The 20,976-nt window shown below is 39.6% G+C and carries 19 protein-coding genes and 1 riboswitch; of the genes, 3 read left to right on the forward strand and 16 right to left on the reverse strand.

The features are described from left to right. Positions 1–27 precede the first annotated feature (27 nt). A riboswitch (TPP riboswitch) is annotated at positions 28–137 on the reverse strand. Between the two features lie 89 nt (positions 138–226). Then, a complete protein-coding gene (xylB, locus tag CD039_RS09580) occupies positions 227–1,720 on the reverse strand; it encodes a xylulokinase (RefSeq protein ID WP_103372119.1) in 1,494 nt (497 codons plus the stop codon). A 445-nt stretch (positions 1,721–2,165) separates the two neighbouring features. Between xylB and trhO the strand changes: the two genes are divergently transcribed. After that, a complete protein-coding gene (gene trhO / locus CD039_RS09585; protein ID WP_049408360.1) occupies positions 2,166–3,119 on the forward strand; it encodes an oxygen-dependent tRNA uridine(34) hydroxylase TrhO in 954 nt (317 codons plus the stop codon). Positions 3,120–3,385: 266 nt separating this feature from the next. Here trhO and pcp read toward each other — a convergent pair whose 3' ends face one another. The 14 genes from pcp to CD039_RS09655 form a co-directional block, all read right to left on the reverse strand. Continuing rightward, on the reverse strand, positions 3,386–4,021 hold the full coding sequence (gene pcp / locus CD039_RS09590) for a pyroglutamyl-peptidase I (protein ID WP_103372120.1): 636 nt from the start codon (positions 4,019–4,021) through the stop codon (positions 3,386–3,388). 31 nt (positions 4,022–4,052) lie between these two features. Then, positions 4,053–4,979: a DUF979 domain-containing protein gene (locus CD039_RS09595; protein ID WP_103372121.1), complete on the reverse strand. Its 927-nt coding sequence runs from the start codon at positions 4,977–4,979 to the stop codon at positions 4,053–4,055. Continuing rightward, positions 4,972–5,682 carry a DUF969 domain-containing protein gene (locus CD039_RS09600; protein WP_103372122.1) on the reverse strand — a complete coding sequence of 237 codons (711 nt, stop codon included), beginning with the start codon at positions 5,680–5,682 and terminating at the stop codon, positions 4,972–4,974. Before CD039_RS09600 ends, CD039_RS09595 begins: the two co-directional genes overlap by 8 nt. 191 nt (positions 5,683–5,873) lie before the next feature. Beyond that, positions 5,874–6,071 carry a hypothetical protein gene (locus tag CD039_RS09605; protein WP_103372123.1) on the reverse strand — a complete coding sequence of 66 codons (198 nt, stop codon included), beginning with the start codon at positions 6,069–6,071 and terminating at the stop codon, positions 5,874–5,876. Between the two features lie 27 nt (positions 6,072–6,098). After that, entirely contained in the window at positions 6,099–6,698 is a 600-nt protein-coding gene (gene cysC / locus CD039_RS09610; protein ID WP_103372124.1) for an adenylyl-sulfate kinase, read from the reverse strand. A gap of 18 nt (positions 6,699–6,716) precedes the next feature. Beyond that, positions 6,717–7,895, reverse strand: coding sequence for a sulfate adenylyltransferase (gene sat, locus CD039_RS09615; RefSeq protein ID WP_103372125.1), 1,179 nt, complete (start codon positions 7,893–7,895; stop codon positions 6,717–6,719). 4 nt (positions 7,896–7,899) lie between these two features. After that, positions 7,900–8,796: a sulfite exporter TauE/SafE family protein gene (locus CD039_RS09620; protein ID WP_002472641.1), complete on the reverse strand. Its 897-nt coding sequence runs from the start codon at positions 8,794–8,796 to the stop codon at positions 7,900–7,902. 25 nt (positions 8,797–8,821) lie between these two features. Beyond that, a complete protein-coding gene (locus tag CD039_RS09625; protein WP_103372126.1) occupies positions 8,822–9,436 on the reverse strand; it encodes an NAD(P)-binding protein in 615 nt (204 codons plus the stop codon). A 58-nt stretch (positions 9,437–9,494) separates the two neighbouring features. After that, entirely contained in the window at positions 9,495–10,268 is a 774-nt protein-coding gene (cobA, locus tag CD039_RS09630; RefSeq protein WP_103372127.1) for a uroporphyrinogen-III C-methyltransferase, read from the reverse strand. 15 nt (positions 10,269–10,283) lie between these two features. After that, on the reverse strand, positions 10,284–12,020 hold the full coding sequence (locus tag CD039_RS09635; protein WP_103372128.1) for an NADPH-dependent assimilatory sulfite reductase hemoprotein subunit: 1,737 nt from the start codon (positions 12,018–12,020) through the stop codon (positions 10,284–10,286). Positions 12,021–12,037: 17 nt separating this feature from the next. After that, positions 12,038–13,897 (reverse strand): assimilatory sulfite reductase (NADPH) flavoprotein subunit, encoded by a 1,860-nt coding sequence (locus tag CD039_RS09640; RefSeq protein WP_103372129.1) that lies wholly within the window; start codon positions 13,895–13,897, stop codon positions 12,038–12,040. Positions 13,898–14,045: 148 nt separating this feature from the next. Further along, positions 14,046–14,771 (reverse strand): phosphoadenylyl-sulfate reductase, encoded by a 726-nt coding sequence (locus tag CD039_RS09645; protein ID WP_103372130.1) that lies wholly within the window; start codon positions 14,769–14,771, stop codon positions 14,046–14,048. Positions 14,772–15,052: 281 nt separating this feature from the next. Then, complete coding sequence (locus tag CD039_RS09650) at positions 15,053–15,610, reverse strand: DUF4064 domain-containing protein (RefSeq protein ID WP_167386257.1); 558 nt, start codon at positions 15,608–15,610, stop codon at positions 15,053–15,055. A 138-nt stretch (positions 15,611–15,748) separates the two neighbouring features. Further along, positions 15,749–16,603, reverse strand: coding sequence for an oxidoreductase (locus CD039_RS09655; protein WP_103372132.1), 855 nt, complete (start codon positions 16,601–16,603; stop codon positions 15,749–15,751). A gap of 70 nt (positions 16,604–16,673) precedes the next feature. On the opposite strand from CD039_RS09655, the gene panB reads away from it, so the two are divergent. Both panB and panC read left to right on the forward strand, forming a co-directional pair. Further along, entirely contained in the window at positions 16,674–17,492 is an 819-nt protein-coding gene (gene panB, locus CD039_RS09660) for a 3-methyl-2-oxobutanoate hydroxymethyltransferase (protein ID WP_103372133.1), read from the forward strand. Further along, positions 17,485–18,327, forward strand: coding sequence for a pantoate--beta-alanine ligase (gene panC / locus CD039_RS09665; protein ID WP_103372134.1), 843 nt, complete (start codon positions 17,485–17,487; stop codon positions 18,325–18,327). Before panB ends, panC begins: the two co-directional genes overlap by 8 nt. Before the next feature lie 195 nt (positions 18,328–18,522). Here the strand turns inward: panC and CD039_RS09670 are convergent. After that, positions 18,523–20,976, reverse strand: a 2,454-nt coding sequence (locus CD039_RS09670; protein ID WP_206169776.1) for an Ig-like domain-containing protein, incomplete at its 5' end; no start/stop codon positions are given.

Below are 20,976 nucleotides of genomic sequence, written 5' to 3' on the forward strand. Positions count from 1 at the left end.
ATAACGTCTACGCATCTCACTTTATCAACTCGTTGAACGCCACTTTCCTACGCCAGTATGAACTGGATCAGGTTCTAGGAATTCTAAAGTCGATACTTTAATCTCAGCCTTTAACAAAAGCACTTCCAGTGGTTCACTACTCATTTCTATTCAGTTCGTAATTCAATTTTTATATTAACGCAAGCCGAGACATCTTGCAAGCGGATTCAAACGTGTAATTAGAAACTTAATGTTTGCGTGTTAACTCTAACAGACCTTTTGTGATGTCTTTCGTTTGCGGATAAACTTGTTGATATAACTTGTAAAATTCCTGATAACGTTGGTGACGCTCAGTATTTGGATGATACACTGCACCGTATTCAATAAATTGATCTACACAGGCTTCTAATGACTCAAACCAACCTAAACCGTATGCCGCAATCATCGCAGCACCCATGCTTGGACCTTCTGAATTGCGTAAACTTTTAATATCAGCATTAAAGATATCGGCTTGAAGTTGAAGCCAGAATTCACTTTGTGCACCGCCACCAATCGCTACGATTTCTGAAATATTTTTACCTGTCTCGCGCAAATAAGCAATTGAGTCATAGAGCGAGAATGTAATTCCCTCTAGGACAGCACGTGCCATATCCGCTTCAGTATGCATACCGCTCAGACCTATGAAACTACCTCGAATATTTGCGTCACCATGCGGCGTGCGTTCCCCTGACAGATACGGAGCGAAAAGCAATCCATTACTTCCAGGTTGTGATTGCGCCGCTAAATCTACAATTTCTGCAAAGTCTAAATTAGGAAAGACGGTACGTTTCAACCAACTCAAACTATCGCCAGCTGCGAGTGTGACGCCCATCGCATACGACATGTGCATCTTGGCGTGCTTAAACATATGGATATTGTGATACATCGTCTTATCTTCTTCGGTTTCACAAGAAAGAACAACACCAGAGGTTCCAATACTGCAAAGCGTTTCGTTCGCATTCATCACGCCAGCGCCAACTGCACCACATGCGTTATCTCCTCCACCAGCGAAGACTGCAACATCATCTTCTAAGCCGAGTTCTCGTGCTAACGACGCTGTGATATGACCCACTTTCGCTGTAGAAGGAACCAACTCAGGATAAATATCTTTCATGCCAAAGCACTCGCCTGTTTCTTTCGACCACTCATTCGTTACCGGATCTAAGAGTAATGTACTTGAACCGTCAGAGTACTCCATATTGATCTGATTCGTAAATTTAAAGCGCACATAATCTTTCGGCAACATGAAGACATGGGCTTGTTCCCAATTCTTAGGTTCGTGCTCTTTCACCCACAATAATTTCGTTAAAGTAAAGCCTTCCAGAACTGGATTTCCAAGCACATAATTCCCTAATTGATTAATAATCTGTTTACACTGCTCTGAAGAACGTGTATCATTCCAGAGTATTGCTCTACGCAAGAGTTCTAACACTTCGTTTAATAGCACTAAGCCATGCATTTGTCCTGAAAACGACAATCCTTTAATCACGTACTCAGCCATCGCTTCATCTTGGCGAAGTTGCTTCACACAGGAAGCCGCTGCTTCAAACCATTCATCGGGGTCCTGTTCACTGTAACCCGGAAAGTCGTGATAAATATTCAATTCTTCTTTCGCTACCGCTACGACCGAACCTTGCTTGTCGACCGCAATCGCTTTTACTGAACTTGTACCAACATCAATGCCCAACACTACTTCTTTCACTGTTCACACTCGTCCTTTACTTCAAATTTTTAAGTAGTACTCTTATTATCTTTAAGATTTATCACACCTTTTCTAGAAAAACAACTCCCAAATACAGCTCGACGATTAGGTTGAAAATGGGATAACCATGCGTTTTAACAGGGTGAGCAGTCTGCCCGACGTCTAAAAATGATATTTATGCGGCAAATCGTTGATGAAACAAATTAATATCCCCTACCCTGCTATTTAAGGCATAATAGTGGGGTGTAACTATTTATGAATATTTATAGGCAACTCGCTCATATAGGATTGACATACATGTTAGAATATTACTGTTAAACAGTTTAATTCCCCTTAATGAGTAGTATTATCGCTTAGCAATTATCTCAATTATTCACTTCAAAGCGTTGGAGTTATCGTTAACATATAAAGTAATCATAATATAAAGGAGAAGGTAAGTATGAGTATGGATTATAGAGTCTTACTATATTACAAATACGTAACTATCGATGATCCAGAAACATTTGCGCAAGAACATTTAGATTTCTGTAAATCACTCGGCTTGAAAGGACGTATCCTAGTCTCAACAGAAGGACTCAATGGAACGTTATCAGGCCCAGTTGAAGCAACAGAAAAATATAAAGAACATGTCCGTTCAGATGAACGTTTCAAAGATATCGTATTTAAAGAAGATAAAGCTGAAGAACACGCATTCAAGAAGATGCACGTACGCCCTAGAAAAGAGATTGTCGCATTTGATTTAGATGAAGATGTGAATCCGAAAGAACTCACTGGTAAATATTATTCACCAAGCGAATTTAAAGAAGCGTTATTATCAGATGACACAATCATCCTTGATGCACGTAACGACTATGAGTATGACTTAGGTCACTTCCGTGGCGCAGTTCGCCCTGATATTACTCGCTTCAGAGATCTACCTGATTGGATCAGAAATCACAAAGATGAACTCTCTGGCAAGAAGATTGTCACTTATTGTACAGGCGGTATTCGTTGTGAGAAATTCTCTGGTTGGCTCAAACGTGAAGGTTTCGAAGACGTAGGTCAACTTGAAGGCGGTATCGCGACATACGGTAAAGATCCTGAGACTCAAGGTGAATACTGGGATGGTAAAATGTACGTGTTTGATGAACGTATCAGCGTTGACGTGAACCATGTGAACAAGACAGTTGTCGGTAAAGAATGGTTCGACGGCACGCCATGTGAACGTTACATCAACTGTAGTAATCCAGAATGTAACAAACAAATTCTCGTTTCAGAAGAGAACGAAGAACGCTACTTAGGCGCATGCAGTTACGAATGTGCAGCAGACGAACGTAACCGTTATGTTAAACGCCACAACATTAGCGACGAAGAGAAACAACGTCGTCTTGAGAACTTTAAAGAACTCGCTAAACAATAATTTTTGACGCAATAAAGCTACTTCCCTCGCGCAGTGGAAGTAGCTTTTTTAGTTGGATAATTGTGCGAGGTGTAAAAGTAACCTCGTTTTTACGTGATTTAATTTTTTCCTATCTTGACTTATGTTATTTTTGTGAAAATTTCTGGTGAAGCTGAATTTCTGTTACTACCTTCCGTCTAAAAATTGAATAACTGCGATTTGCTTTGGCGTTGCCCGCCGATATATGATGAGTGCATCAAACGTCCTATATGCCAATTCAGTCTAATTTAGTGCGTTTCTCCTAATGCGACTTTCTCATCTTGTTGATCTATCACTCGAATTGCCGCGGTTAAGCCTTTAACCATTGTTTCATAAGCCATCGACGGTTGATTGGGTTTATTTGTCACTTGTTCAGGTACATAAGGTACATGAATAAAGCCAAAGCGTATATTTGAGAAACGTGTCGCTTGTAAATAACCTAGTTGATATAGGATATGGTTACACACAAAAGTTCCTGCAGTGTTAGACAATCTAGCAGGTACGCCAGCTTCTTTGATTGCCTCTACCATCCTTTTAACAGGCATATTAGAGAAGTAAGCTGCTTCACCTTCTGCTTGGATACTTTGATCAATAGGTTGATGCTTCTCATTATCTGGAATACGTGCATCATCTACGTTAATTCCGATACGTTCAGGAGTAAGTTCAAATCTACCACCTGCTTGTCCTACCACTAACACCGCATCATAGTCACGTTGTTCAAGTTCTTGTTCAATTACCTGTTTTGATTTATGAAAAACTGTTGGAATCTCCAACTTTGTAATTTGATGATTACCAATTGTATCTTCTAAAGACTTCACCGCTTCAAGTGCTGGATTAATCTTTTCTCCACCAAACGGATCAAATGCTGCAACTAGTATGTTCATACGCAAATCCTCCTATTATTAATTAGGTTTGTTAAAATGCCCAAAAGTACATTAAAGCAATATGAGCAACAATAAGCAGTAGTGCTATCGGTAATTGTGCCTTAATCACACCAAATTCGTCTTTCATTTCTAACAATGCAACAGGCAATGTGTTAAAGTTCGCTGCCATAGGTGTGATCAGAGTGCCACAGAAACCACCGGTCATAGCTAGTGCGCCTGCAATAACTGGGTCGCCACCCTGAGCGATTACGAAAGGAATTCCTATGCTTGCAGTTATAACAGTGAAAGCTGCAAATGCATTCCCCATTAACATCGTAAAGAGCACCATTCCTAATATATAAGCGATGGAGCCCACGAGGTGACTTCCTTCAGGTAGAAATGAAGAAATACCATGAGAGATTACTTTACCCACGCCACTCGCTGTAAATAGTACACCTAGAGCAGCGAGAAATTGAGGTAGAATCCCTACTGCACCCACCTGTTGCGTTAAACGGTCGCTATCATACAGTATGTATTTCGCTTTAGGTTTTATGACGATTAACGCGGCGATGAGACCTACAACTGAAGATACACCTAAGCCTATCGCTCCTCCTAAAGGTGTCCAATTCGAAACGATGACTGCTACGACTGCTAAAACTAATGCAGGTATGAATAATTTATTTCCGTAACGACGTGCACCTTGTTCTACTTCACGCTCATTTACATCGATGATATTTTTAATCGCGACTTGTTTGAAGAGTGTGAGTATACCCATGAACACGATGAGTAAACCATTTATGACGTTAGGAAGATATGGCCCTGCAATAAATAATATTGCAAGTATTAACCAGAACAGTGCAGTTCCTACCCGCTTACCTTTGTCAGGTGCTTTCAAAGCTCTATATGCTGTATAGATGAATTGCAAACCAGCTAGTATATAGAAACATTCAAGAATTCGATTTATTACTGTTTCACTCATCGTTACGCACCCCTTTGTGAGATCGACCATACTTTCTATCTAAATAACGATCAAACAAGATGTTATTAAGCCAGACAATCACAATCGTTACCCCAGCGATAGGTAGTGAAGCTAAGACAAGATCAACTGCATTTACGTTAATATGTAATGACTTGAACGTTCCAGCCATCAATAATACACCTGCTGAACCAATGAACAAATTTTGTCCAAAGAAGTTCCCGTAATTCTCCATAGCAGAGGTTTGAGCTTTAATCTTATCAATATCCTTTGGATCTACATCTTTCTGATCTAAGTTGTAACGTGTACGTAGTGCACTTTGAGTCATAGGATTGATAAGTGGGCGTACAAATTGTGGATGACCATTGATACGAATAGAAGCTAGCCCCGCTACTTTTCTCAGAATTAAGTACAAAGTCATTAACCTTCCACTCGTCACTTTTTGTACTTTACCAATTAAATTAGATGCTTGTTTCTTTAGTCCAAAACGTTCAATGAGCCCTACCATCGGCAACGTTAGCACGAACAACGTCACTAAGCGTTGATCCACGAAAGCCTTTCCTAAAGTAGCTAATATTTGAGTAAAGTCCATCCCTGAAACTAACCCAGTCGCTATAGCAGCGATTAGGATAACCGCGATTGTATCTATTTTGACTAAGAATCCAATAATGATAATCGCAATACCTATTAACTTAAGCCATTCCATAGTTTCAACTCCCCTTCGTTTAATATGAAAAGCTAATTGTATTAAAGATTATCATAATTCAGAATTCAATAATAGCCTTTTTCTTTAATTTACTGCATATAGAAAAAGAGTAGCACGATTATAAAGATGTTCCTTATACCGTGCTACTCAGAAATTACATTTTTGATAGATTCCACTATCATTCAATTCGTTTAATTATGAAAATGTCCAACCACTACTAAGATAATGCTTAAAAGGATGAAAGACCCCAACATGAACTTAGAGAGTAAATTCGTTTCAAAGAAAAATCGACGACGCTCTGTGCCTTTCGCTAATAATATCGCGTTAATCGCAATACTTGCAATAAAGATAATAAATAGTATTAAAATAATACTTCCTACTAAGTTCATGAGGTCTCCTCCTTTAAAGTTTATCCATTAAATATATTGATGTTCTTCCAAGTAATTTAGAATTTGAGTTACAGCATCTTTAACGTCTAGTTGCTCAGTATCAATTGTAATTTCAGGATTACGTGGTTCTTCATAAGGTGCACTAATTCCTGTGAATTCTGGGATTTCACCTGTTCTAGCTTTCTTATAAAGTCCTTTAGGATCACGACGTTCGCATTCTTCAACACTACATTTCGTGTAAATTTCGATAAATTCGTCGTCATCTAACATCGCTCTTACATTGTCTCTATCCTCTCGATAAGGATAAATAAATGCGGTGATGGTGATGAGCCCTGCATCTACCATTAGTTTACTTACTTCGCCGATACGACGAATGTTCTCTTGACGATCTTCAGGGCTAAACCCTAGATTCTTATTTAACCCATGACGAACATTATCGCCGTCTAAACGGAAGACATGTTTTTTATGTTCAAATAAAGATTTCTCTAACTCTACAGAAATTGTTGATTTACCAGAACCTGATAATCCTGTAAACCATAGCGTTGCACTTTTATGGCCATGAAGTTGTTGACGATCTCGTTTCGTTACTTCTGAATCATGCCAAGTAATATTTGTTGATTCACCCATCATTTCACTCCTCAAATATTATTTTTCTTTAAGTCCATTGATTAAGACTTCAGCAACCTCTGGACGTGAGAATTCTTTAGGTAATGATTCACCATTACGAAGTTTTTCACGTACTTTTGTACCGCTTAAATGAAGATGTTTAGAACTGTCGTGAGGGCAAGTCTTCGCTGTCGCCATATTGCCACATACTTCACAGTAGAATGCGTGCTCAAATTTTAATATTTGAATGCCTAATTCATCTTCATATTGTGAAATGAGTTCTTGTGCTTCGTATGTTCCGTAGTAATCGCCGACACCTGCATGGTCACGACCTACGATAAAGTGCGTACAACCATAGTTTTTACGTACAGTCGCGTGCAGAATGGCTTCTTTAGGACCTGCATAACGCATTGCGGCAGGATAGATTACTAAACGAGTTCTATTTTCTGGGAAATAATTTTTGAGTATCGCTTGATAACTTTCCATACGAACGTCCGCAGGGATATCATCTGATTTCGTTTCACCTACGAGTGGGTTTAACAACAATCCATCTACAATTTCTAAAGCTGATTTTTGAATATATTCATGTGCACGATGAACTGGATTACGCGTTTGGAAACCTACCACTGTCTTCCAACCTAAGTCAGCGAACATCTGACGTGTTTCAGCTGGATCATAGTGATAATCAGAGAATTCATCATGTTTTGGACGGTTTAATAAATAAACTGGACCACCGAGATAAATTGAGCCTTTTTCATAAACTTTTTTAACACCTGGATGGTTGTCGTCAGTAGTACCGTATACTTCACGCGCTTCTTTTTCTTTGTCATAACTGAATTTCTCTTCCAAGTCTAAGACGCCGTAAAGTTCACCGTCTTCGCCATATAATGCAACGCGATCACCGACATTAAGTTCATCTGCTTTCGCTTCATCTACTGGAAGTGTGATTGGAATACTCCAAACTAACCCATTAGCTAAATGTGTGTCTTCAACTACCTTATTGTAATCTGCTTCACCCATGAAACCAGTAAGTGGGCTGAATCCACCAATACCAATTAATTCAAGGTCAGAAAGACTCCATGGATTGAGCGTTACACTTGGGAAATCTTGAGCTTGTTGAATGAGTGTTTCACGCTCTTGACCTTCTAGAGTACGATTAATCAGTTCGCCTCCGTGCGGTTTGATTGTGTTATTGATAATGTCATTTGAAACTGCCATCTGTTTATACCTCAACTTTCTTTTTATTTTTAGTTCTCTTAAAAGACCGGTTTCGATTCACCACATAAAGAATGAGAATTACGAATAGAAAGACAATAATACCTTTAATCGTATTCGCAAGCGCTGCATTAGAAACAAGATATTGTAACAACGCGTTGCTATTCGTAAAGATAATCAGTCCTCCTACGCATACCGCCAATACATTGACAGGAAGTATACGTACGAGAAAAGCTGAAATAGGAGCAGCAATCATGCCACCTACACTTAATGCGATGACTAAGCCCCAATTAATTTGGCTAACGCCTAAAAAGATGATAAAGCTTAATGAGGCGGAAATCGTTACGAAAAATTCACTTGCAGAAACTGTCCCAATCGCATAACGTGGTTCCAGTTTCTTACTAGAGAGAAGTAATGGTGTGTTGACGGGACCCCAACCGCCACCACCTATTGAATCTAATATTCCTGCAATTAAGCCTTGAGGAATAATTAGAAAACTATTTATCTTTCCGACTTTGTGTCCCTCAGATGGGTGATTTCTTTTAAACAAGAATTGATATAAGATATAGAATCCCATCAAGAGTAAAAACGTCGCAATAAAAGGTTTGATGTTGTCACCTTTAATATGTGTGAGAAAGGCTGCACCTAGAAATGCTGCAATTGCTCCTGGGACAGCGAGTTTAATCATTGTCGGTTTATGGACGTTCTTAAATTTAAGGTGAGACGTTCCGGATGCTGCTGTCGTAGCTATTTCTGAAAAGTGTACAGTTGCTGAGACGATGGCTGGTGTGATACCGAAAGTTAATAGTATAGAGGATGAGGAAGCTCCGAACCCCATGCCTAAGGAGCCATCAATCAATTGTGCTACGAAACCCGCTAAGGCAAATATTAATAATTTCCGCATATCCTTTCCGTCCCCCAGTTCTTAATTAAGTTAATCTATCAAGATATTGAAGCATTTCTTGTTGTTGCATCTGTGAGAAATAATCTTCTGAAAGCAGAGATTTCAATAAACTCTGCTTTTCTGAAGCGCTGAGCGAAGTATGTTTCACTTTGATTCGACACTGGTTGAGAAAGTCTATATAACTTTCATATGATTCGTTATACTTCGTCTCTAATTCATTTTTAATTTGTTTCGTTAATTGTGGACTTGCTCCGTTAGTCGATACACTTAACGTCAACTTGCCTCTATGAATAATACTTGGAAACGTAGCATTACCCGCTTCTGCATTACTCGCTACATTCACTAAAGCAGAGTTTGACGCTTCACGACTAATCGAATCGTTTAACTCGGAATTATCTGTAGCAATGATGATGAAATCTGCATTCTGCACATCATTACTTTGGTAGCGGCGTGCCTGCCAATCAATTATTCCCTGTTCAATCAGAGAGCGAATGTCATTATGCACCTCTGGACTAATGACAGTGATATTGTAGGTATAGCGCACTACGACGTTGATACGTCGTGCAGCAACCTTTCCGCCTCCGATTACGACTACGTGTTTATTATGCAAATCAACCATAATTGGCATGTGAGATGTCATCTTATATACCTCTCTTTATCGTTCTAAATTAGATCACTTTGTATTTACTACTAGTGTACTAATTTAACGTAACAGATGGTATGTTTTTAGCTAATGACATCTCCTTAAACCAACTAATCTTATCTCGTAAGTTCACCACTTCTCCAACGATAATCATCGCAGGATTCTGGATACCCTGAGCTTTAGTAACGATATTATCTAAAGTCCCTACTACCGTCTCCTGTTGTGAAGTGGTACCCAAACGAACGAGGGCTACTGGTGTGTCAGCAGCACGTCCGTTATTGATTAACATTTGAGAGATATAAGATAACTTTCTAACTCCCATATATACACATAATGTTTCGGGTCCTTGAGCGAGATGTTCCCAGTGGATATTCTCCTCGATATCATCCTTAGTCACTGCTGTGACGAAAGCTACAGAAGAACTATAATCACGATGGGTTACTGGAATACCAGCATAAGCTGGTGCTGCGATGCCTGAAGTAATTCCTGGTACTATTTCGAAATCTATATTATTTTGCGCTAATACTTCCGCTTCTTCACCACCACGTCCGAAAACGAAAGGATCTCCACCTTTTAAGCGAGTAATTGTATGGTCTTTCTTCGCTAAAGCGACCATCGTCTTATTCGTTTCAGATTGTGGTAAAGAATGTCGATTAGGATCCTTACCACAGTAGAGAAATTTAGTATTAGATTTGGCGTATTCTAGAATTTCTCTATTTACTAAACGATCATAAAGAATGACATCGGACTGTTGAATTGCTTTTAAACCTTTAATTGTTAATAGATCAGGATCACCAGGTCCAGCACCTACAAGAAACACTTTGCCCATCGTCTCACCACTTTTCTATTTAATATTTTTATGGAAGTCTGTACCATCTTCAGTCTTCTCAACGATACCTGCACGGATAACGTAGTCACCGAAGTGCTCACCTTCCATTTTTTCTTTACCGTAATCAATGAGTATAGGTCGAAGGCTGTCTAGAATTTCTTTTTCATTAATATTTTCTTTGAAGAGTTTGCTGAGTCGGTCTCCTTTAAAGCCACCACCAAGATAAAGATTATATTTACCTGGTGCTTTACCTACTAAGCCAATTTCAGCTAATGCTGGTCTCGCACAACCGTTTGGACAACCTGTAATACGAATAGTGATTTCTTCTTCGTCGATATTAGCTTCATCTAGTAAGTCTTCCATTTTATCTAGTAAAGATGGAAGGTAACGCTCAGATTCAGCCATCGCTAAGCCACATGTTGGGAAAGCTACACATGACATCGCGTTACGTCTTAAACCAGAATAATGTTTACCGTCAGTTAAACCATATTTATCGATGATTTCTTGAATCGTATCTTTGTCTTCTGGCTTAACATCAGAAATCACTAAGTTCTGGTTCGGTGTGAGTCTGAAATAACCTTTATGTTTTTGCGCGATTTCTTTGATTGCAGTTTTTAACTTATAATCTTCTGTATCTTTAACACGACCACTTAGGATAAATAGAGTATAGTGATACATTCCTTTACCTTCAACCCATCCAAGTCGATCACCGTTATCTTCAAATTCGAAATCTCTTGGTTCTTCCATATTCCAACCAAGCCGCTCATTAATCATATCAACGACAGTGTCGACACCTAGACGGTCGATTGTATATTTAAAACGGGCTTGTTTACGATCTTCACGGTCACCATAATCACGTTGTACAGTGACAATCTTCTCACAAACATCGATAATCTCTTCTTTAGGTACGTAACCAACGAGCTTACCTATTTGAGGATACGTATGTTCTTCACCGTGAGTCATACCCATTCCACCGCCAATGAGCACGTTGAATCCGACGAGTTGGTCGTTCTCCACGATAGCGACGAGTCCAATATCTTGTGAGTACACATCAATATCATTAGAAGGTGGAACTGCGATACCAATTTTAAATTTACGAGGTAAATACGTCTTACCATAGATAGGCTCTGATTCTTCACTTTCATCTTTAGAATGTGCAACTTTCTCGCCATCTAACCAAATTTCGTGATAAGCACCTGTTTTAGGTGTCATATGGTTACTAATATCATTTGCGAGTTGGTTCACTTCTTCATGAACATCAGACTGATTAGGATTAGAGTTACACATCACGTTACGATTGACGTCCCCACACGCCGCAATCGAATCAAGACATGCTTTATTTAAGCCTTGCATTGAGTTTTTCAAATTATGCTTTAACACACCATGGAATTGGAATGTTTGTCTTGTTGTAAGTTTCAAAGTACCGTTCGCATAGTTGTCAGCTATTTCATCCATCGCTAACCATTGATCTGTAGTAGCTGTGCCCCCTGGGAGACGAACACGAATCATAAACATATAAGCAGGTTCAAGCTTCTGTTTACGACGTTCGTCACGTAAATCACGATCATCTTGCTGGTAAGTACCATGGAATTTCGTGATCTGAGTATCATCTTTAGATATGGAACCCGTTAAAGGATCATTCAGACCTTCTTCAATGGTTCCGCGTAGAAAGTTACTGTCATATTTAAGCTTTTCATTAGGGTGTAGAACTTCGAAGTTCTCTTCCCCTACTTCAGCTTTAGTCTTAACCATGCAATCTATCCTTTCCTTTAGTATATGTCCCGTTGATATTTCTTATCGCGTTTGAGTTGTTTTAAGAATTCTTCAGGGTCATCTTCGGAAATCTGACGCTCTTGACTAATCACTTGTTTGATTGCTTCATGCACGTCTTTAGCCATGTATTTTTCGTCACCGCAGACGTAAATCGCAGCCCCACGTTCTAACCATTCATTAAATAACTTCGCGTTCTCTTTAATCTTATGTTGCACGTATACTTTATCGTCAGTATCTCTTGAGAATGCGACGTCCATACGTTCTAAATAACCGTCTTCAAGCCAAGATTGCCATTCAGTTTGATACAAGAAGTCTGTTCTAAAGTGCTGGTTACCAAAGAACAACCATGTATTGCCTTCTAGTTCAAGCTCTTCTCTTTCTTGAAGATAGGATCTGAATGGTGCAACACCTGTACCTGGTCCAATCATGATTACTGGCGTCTCTTCATCTTTAGGGAACTTAAAGTTAGGATTATGTTTGAGATAAACCGGCACTGTATCACCTGGTTCTATGCGTTCAGCAAGTTGTATAGAACATACACCTGAACGATCACGTCCGTGCGCTTGGTAACGAACCGCGCCAACAGTGATATGCACTTCATCTGGTGCAGCTTGATAACTACTAGCAATCGAATACTCACGTGGTGGTAATTTACGTAACATACCGTATAGGTCATCTGGCTTAAGTCCTTCAGGTTTAAAGTCTTGAATTAAATCGATTAAATCTCGACCATCGATATAAGACTTAATCCAGTCGGAATCCGTTTCTTTCTTCGCAAGTTCATCGTTATTAAATAGTGTAGCTGCTTTCTGAACTAAAGGTTTAGTCAATCTTGTAATTTCGAAATGACGTGTTAAAGCATCTTGTAACGTCATCTTATCTTCGTCTTCATTAATCACGATGTCTTGTTCTGGATCCCAATCTAACGTTTCAATGAGTTGCTTAACGAGTTCAGGGTCATTTTCAGGAAGGACGACTAAGCAATCACCTGGCTCATATTCTTCGTTGAAATCTTCTAACAATAATTCGATGTGTCTTGTTTCTTTCGCTGACCCGCGTCCATTTAGATTGATATTCTCTAATACTTCTGCATAGAAAGGATTAGCTTTAGAATGCTTTTGTTGCTTCTCAGATTGAATTGTTTCACTCACGACTTCTTCAGCTTGAGCCGTGCTCCCCGTTTCTTCGTTTAGCGCGTCTATAACTTTCGCAATCCATTTCTCAGCATCTTCGTCGTAATCGACATCACAATCAACACGCTCGTAAAGTCTTTCTGCGCCAAGCTCTTCAAGTTTCGCGTCGAAATCTTTACCAGTTTGACAGAAATGATCGTACGATTGATCTCCTAACGCGAGTACAGAGAATCTCACGCCTTCAAGTTTCGGCGCTTTACGACCATGTAAGAATTCGTGAAGTTCTATCGCATTATCTGGTGGATCCCCTTCACCATGTGTAGCGGTAACGATAAATAAATCTTCAACTTTTTTAATATTACGTGGCTTGATTTCATCCATGCCTTTAACTTCGATGGTATGACCTAAACCTTGTAGGCGTTCGCCAAACATTTCAGCTACCCCTTGCGCATTTCCTGTTTCAGAACCATAAAGCACTGTGATATCTCGCGCTTTCGGTTGAGCGACATTACTTTGCGCTGATCCTGAAGGAAGATTGGCGGCACTATCATTTGTTGTTACACTGTCCGACGCTTCACCAGTCGTTGATCCGCCTATATGTTGTGTTGCAGTAATGTACCCGCTAAACCACAGTTTCTGTTCTGGTGTTAAAGAAGCGAGTAACTCATTGGCTTTCGCTGCTTGTTCTTCAGTTAACGGACTGTTCGTCACATTTAAGTTCACTCAATGACACCTCTTATCTGCTATTTGTAGTAAAATTATTACAATTCAAAATCGTAATCTATGTAGATAGGAATATTGCTTTCAATCTCTCAAAAGCAATATATTCCTATCGCTATACTAAGGATTATATTTAAAAAATTTTACCCAATTAAGGTTTTGTTGTGTGTAAACCACATTCTGTCTTACCAAAGTTGGACCATCTACCTGCACGTGGGTCGTCAGAATTAAATACTTGAGACGTACAAGGTATGCAGCCAATACTTGGATAATGATGATCGTGTAACTTATTGTAAGGAAGATCTCTTGATTTAATATAATCCCATACTTCGTCTTCTTCCCAATAAATTAATGGACACACTTTGATAGATTTAAAACGTTCATCCTTATTCACAAAATCAGTATTCGCACGTGTTGGAGATTGCGCACGACGTAAACCAGAAATCCATGCCACTGCGCCTGACAATTCTTCTTCGAGCGGTTTAATCTTACGGATATAGCAACATTGGTTAGGATCTTTCTTCCATAATGCAGCACCGTATTCTTCAGATTGTTGTTCGAGTGTGAGTTCTGTTTTCTTCATCTTGATACGTAACTCTGGATATTTCTCTTGCACACGGTCGATTAAATCGTACGTTTCTTGAAAGTGTAAATCTGTATCTAGAAAGACGATTTGTGCATTAGGTTTCACTTTGTAAATTAAATCTATAAGCACCATGCTTTCGGCACCGAAACTGCATGAATAAACGATGTCATTACCGTAAGTGTCGTATGCCCATTTCAACACGTGGTATGCACCTTTCGTTTCGTCATCTGGCTCGAAATCTTTGAACGGGTCAGATGTGAAGTTATCATAAGTAATTACTTCTTCACTCATACTATAATGTTACCCCCTAACATTACGAGACCTATTCCATACAACTATTATCAACTTTGTCGGAATTATATGTTAATAAGGTAACTATTTTTTAATAGTAAGTCAAGCTTTTTTCTGAATATTACTAATAGATAACGTCTTTTTATTTTCTCTAATCATTGAATAACGCCGTTCAAATTATTTTGTAGAATTTTACACCTAAACGTTCACTTATTTCTTCTACTTAGTAAAAAAGTCTGCGAGTTAGACTACCCGCATACTTACCTAGTACATAATTCAGTTTAAAACTTGTAAGGTTGATCATCTTTTTCATTTTTCTTATGGGATAAAGTCGAAGCACTTTTGCTTTCATCTTTATCTTGATTGTTAGGAGAAGTATGGTCTTCATTTATAGTGCTATTACCATGCTCAGTATGTGATTCTTGAGCGTCGGCATACGACGGTTGAGTTTGTTCGTTATATAAATCGTTCTTTTCATCATTAACTATAACAAGTAATAAGATACCTGCTATAAGCCAAAGCGCTCCTGTAATAATAGTTGAACTTATTATGCTCAAGCCTCCAACGACAATAAGCATTATACCAGCTGGTTTGTCTTTCTTACCTATCCAAACTGTCGCAAGAATACTAATGATTAAACTTATAATAAAGAAGATAAAGCCAATAGCTAAAACGATATTAAAGCCCAATAAAGCTAAAGCATCTTCCTCGTCCATAAAATTCACGCTAAACATTGAACCAACATTCATAAATATCCAAACCAGTATCAAAAGTATAAGGGCTAATATTTTCAGGCCATTTCCAATCCATGCTAGAGTTCTTACAGGTGTTCGATTCATCATATTTCCTCCTTTACTCTATTATATTTAGCCTATAATAAAAAAATTAGTCTTTCAATATGACAAATAATTATTTTTGAACTTTATTCTCAATTATAATTTACCTAAAAGCCATCCAACATGATTATTTCACTAAGACTAGACCTGATGCGCTAATAGCAACGTATAAATCGTATCGAGATAAGGTGTTTCGAGCTTATGTTCTCTAGCTTTTTCATAGATATAACCCTGAATGTAATCGACTTCGAGCGTCTTTCTATCCTTAATGTCGTAGTACATACTTGTGCCCATTTCATCAGGATAGCCGTCGTAAATATTCATAATGTCATCAATGAGCGTTGTTTCAAATTGAATTCCTTCTGCCTGTGCAACTCGAAGACCGTCGTTAATTAAATGTCTAACTAATTCACGCATCCCGTCTACCTTTAACACGCGCGCGGTATCGTTGCCTAAAGCAGTTACTGAATTGATACCTAGATTTACTAATAATTTATACCAAATTGTCGATTCAATATTGTTTTCAAGTTCTATGTGTAATCCACTATCATCGAGTTCCTGTTTTAACTGTTGAGTACGCGCATCCCTTTGTAAATGCAGGATTTCATCTCGATAGTGTGTGACTGTGTTACCATCTTTCTGTCCACTGATATATACTACCGCTTGATAGACATGCTTGATTGGCAAACGATTCAGGTCTCGATAACCGTTCTGAGCTAAGATGACGATACTATTTTCGCCAATGAGTCGCTCAAGATCGTGCATTACAGCATTTAGTTGATGCGCTTTTACTGCAATGAACAGCACATCAAAGGAAGTCTCTGCTTTCTTAATATCTGTTACTCCAAGTGTAGTACATGACTGACTATTCCCTGGATCATATTCCATCCTTTTATCTGAACGGCCAAGTAACTGAACGTCCTTACTAGCCTGTGCAAGCTCATACGCAATCGTCGTCCCTACCGCACCTGGACCTACCACTCCATATCGAGTCATCTCAACTTTCCTTTCCTCATAAAATTACCTATACTAATGATAAGTATAGCAAATATGGGGAGGGCTTAAATTGAAACGATTAAAAGATTTAATGACTATGAAAGAAGAAAAAGAGAAAATCACCATGGTTACAGCCTATGATTACCCTAGCGCGAAACAAGCAGAAGAAGCTGGGCTAGATACCATACTCGTTGGTGATTCACTGGGCATGACTGTCCTAGGATATGAAAGTACCGTTCAAGTGACACTTGCCGACATGATTCACCATGCACGCGCAGTTCGTCGTGGTGCTCCAAATACATTTATGGTCGTCGATATTCCATTTGGAGAAGTTGGCGTAAGTGAATCTTATGATATTAAACAAGCAGTGAAGTTATATAGAGAAACAGATGCCAATGCGATTAAAGCTGAAGGTGCGCATCTTACTGATTTTATAAAAAATGTGACGCGTATGGGCATTCCTGTCGTCTCTCATCTCGGTTTAACACCGCAAAGTGTAGGCGTGACGGGCTATAAACTTCAAGCAGGTACAAAAGAGGCAGCGCAACAACTCATTAAAGATGCTCAAGTGGTTGAACGAGCTGGAGCCATCATGCTTGTACTTGAAGCAATCCCTAGCGATCTCGCCAAAGTCATTAGCGAGACAGTTACTATTCCAGTGATTGGCATCGGTGCAGGTCGTCATACTGATGGACAAGTCTTGGTTTATCACGATATCTTACAATATGGTACAGATCACAGACCGAAATTTGTGAAACCGTATGGCGACTTCTCTATCGGGGTGCCAGCGCTAACGCAATACCGTGAAGAAGTGAAATCTCAAGCATTCCCTTCTGATGATCATACGTATAAGAAACAAATTATGAGTGAGGTAGAAGATCATGACTAAATGTATTACTACAGTTAAAGAAATGCAGACGTTAACCTCCCAATTCAAACGTGAGGGGCAATCTATCGGTTTCGTTCCGACCATGGGTGCGCTCCATGATGGACATCTCACAATGATGCGTCAGTCTAGATCCGAAAACGATATTTCCATTATTAGCGTCTTCGTTAACCCGCTTCAATTTGGCCCTAACGAAGATTACGAAGCTTATCCGAGACAGATAGAGCAAGATACGCAAGCCGCAAGTAGTGCTGGTGTCGATTACGTTTTTGCCCCAAGTGTCGACGAAATGTATCCCAACACGTTAGGTATTACGTTGAAGGTAGGTCGCATGGCTGAAGTGCTTGAGGGTGCACAACGTCCTGGCCACTTTGAAGGTGTAGTGACTGTTGTTAATAAACTTTTTAATATTGTCCAACCTGACCGCGCTTATTTCGGTAAAAAGGATGCGCAACAACTTGCGATTGTAGAGAAGCTGGTTCAAGACTTTAATCATCCTATTGAAATTCGTGGCATTGATATCGTTCGTGAAGACGATGGTTTAGCTAAAAGTTCTCGAAACGTCTATCTAACTGAACAAGAACGTCAAGAAGCAGTACACTTGTCCAAAAGTCTAACGCTCGCCAAAGAGATGTATGATAAAGGCGAAAGACATAGTGCTAATATTATTAATGCTGTAACAGATTATCTCCATAATCACACAAGTGGCGAAGTTCAAGAAGTGGCCGTTTATAGTTATCCAGAATTAGAAGAACAAGATGTCATACATGGCCAAATTTTTATCTCACTTGCTGTGAAATTCTCGAAAGCCCGCTTAATAGACAATATTATAATTTAGAGCTATAGGCAGGGTTCCACGCTTCGGAATTCTGCCGAAATTTTTACTTTCTTTATGTATCACTTTGTAACCCTTTTTAGTATTTCTCACTGTCCTTAGTTTAGCCATTTTAAAAATATAAAAACTGCCAGCAAGCCTTAAAGACCTGCTGACAGCTATAGAAATTCAAGTAAGATATTTAATTATTGCTCAAGCTTATTCTTCATCTTTTTTATCTTTACGACGTCTACCGAATAAGAAGATTGCGCCAAGTGCTGCGAATAATGTACCAAAGATTGTACCTTTGTTAGATTCGCTGTTACCTGTATCTGGTAAATCAGCTGTATCTTGGTTGTCGCCTTGAGCTACGTGGTTATCTCCTACAACTGTTGATGTTGTATTTGAAGTATGACCATTTGCATCTTGTTCGACCACTTGTACAGTGTCACCGTTATTAAAATGCGTATTTGCTGGTACATTGATATTCCAAGTTCCATCATTATTCACTGTTGTCGTAGCAGTTGAACCATCTGGGAATGTCGCGATAATTGTATTTCCTGGTGTCGCGTTCTGACCAGAAATACCGTGATCATGTTGACCTATTGGATTCACTGCAGGTGCTGTTGGTTGATTATGATTCATTGAATTAGATCCAGCGTTGTTATGATGTGCAGGTTGATCAGTGTTGTTACCTGCTGAATGACTGCCGTTGTTATCACCATTATTATTGTTGCCACCATTGTGAGTAGATGGATCTGTAGGTTCCTCTCCTGAGCCATTGTGACCTGGATCTACAGGTTGGTCACCTGAGCCATTATTGCCTGGATCTACATTGTTACCTTCTTGAACTGTTACTTCAGCTGAATCTGATGTGTTACCGTCTTTGTCTGTTGCAGTAACATTTACTGAATCACCTGGTTTCAAGTTCACATTACTTGGAACATCAATAATGTAGTTTCCTTGATCGTCTGCAGTACCAGTAGCTGTTGTACCATCAGGGAATGTCACAGTCACTGTTGAGCCCGGTTCGGCTGTACCAGAAACTTGTGTATCGCCAGCATGAATATCGTTAATAGATGGTGTGGTTGGCGCTGTTGTATCTGCCACCGTTACAGATGTTGGATTAGAAGTGTTGCCATCTTTATCTGTCGCAGTCACTGATACTGTTTCGCCACCGTTAAGTTTAACGTTATCTGGAATTTCAATTGTGTAATTACCATTATCATCGGCTGTGCCTGTAGCTGTTGTGCCATCTGGGAACGTCACTGTTACTGTTGAACCTGGTTCTGCTTGGCCTGTGATTGCTTTATCTGTGCTGTTCACTCCATTAACCGTAGGCTCAGTAGGTGCTGTTGTATCAGTTACAGTCGTTGTAGCTGCATTTGAAGTGTTACCTGCTTTATCTGTTGCAGTAACTTCAAGTTCTTCGCCACCAGTAAGCTTCTTAGGTAATTCGATAGTGTAATTACCATTGTCGTCTGCTGTACCTGTAACTTTTGTACCATCAGGTAACGTTACCGTCACTGTTGAACCTGGTTCTGCTGTACCAGATACTGAATTATCGCTACTAGTTACATCATTAATTGTTGGTGTGTCAGGCGCTGTTGTATCTTTAACAGTTTGTTTAGTTTCTCCTGATACGTTGCCGTCTTTGTCAGTAGCTGTAATTGTTACTTCTTCGCCACCTTGGAGGTCTTTAGGTAATTCGATGCTGTAATTACCGTCATTGTCAGCTGTTCCTTTGATTGGATCGTGACCTGGAATGTTTACAGTAATCGTTGAGCCTGGTTCTGCCTTACCTTTAACTGACGGACTTTCGCTTGTAATCTCATCAGCTGTTGGCGCATTTGGTGCTGTTTTATCTGCTACAGTTGTTGTTGCTTTGTCTGAAGTGTTGCCTGCTTTGTCTGTCGCAGTTACTTCAAGTTCTTCGCCGCCTTGTAAGTCGACATCGTCAGGAATTTTAACAGTGTAGTTTCCGTCGTCGTCAGCTGTTCCTGTTGAAGTTGTACCATCAGGGAATGTCACTGTGACTGTTGAACCTGGTTCCGCTGTTCCTGTAATTTCTTTATCTGTACTGTTTACACCTCTAACTGATGGTTTGTCTGGCGCTGTTGCGTCAGTTACTGTTTTCTTAGTTTCTCCAGAAACGTTGCCGTCTTTATCTTTCGCTGTAACTGTAATTTCTTCGCCACCTTGGAGGTCTTTAGGTAATTCGATGCTGTAATTACCGTCATTGTCAGCTGTTCCTTTGATTGGATCATGTCCTGGGATGTTTACAGTAACCTCAGAGCCTGGCTCTGCTTTACCTTTGATAGCGTTATCTTCACTTGTAATGTCATCTGCAGTTGGTGCATCTGGTGCTGTCTTATCTGCCACTGTTGTTGTTGCTTTATCAGATGTGTTGCCTGCTTTGTCTGGCGCAGTTACTTCAAGCTCTTCGCCACCTTTAAGATTAACGCTATCAGGAATTTCGACAGTGTAATTACCATTGTTATCCGCTGTTCCTGTTGATGTTGTGCCGTCTGGGAACTTAACTGTTACTTCGGAACCTGGTTCCGCCGTACCTGTAACCTCTTTATCAGTGCTATTTACGCCTTTAACCGACGGTTTCTCTGGTGCTGTCGCGTCAGTTACTGTTTTCTTAGTTTCTCCAGAAACATTGCCATC

The sequence above is a fragment of the Staphylococcus argensis genome (genome assembly GCF_002902305.1).
Classification (GTDB): Bacteria; Bacillota; Bacilli; order Staphylococcales; family Staphylococcaceae; genus Staphylococcus; species Staphylococcus argensis.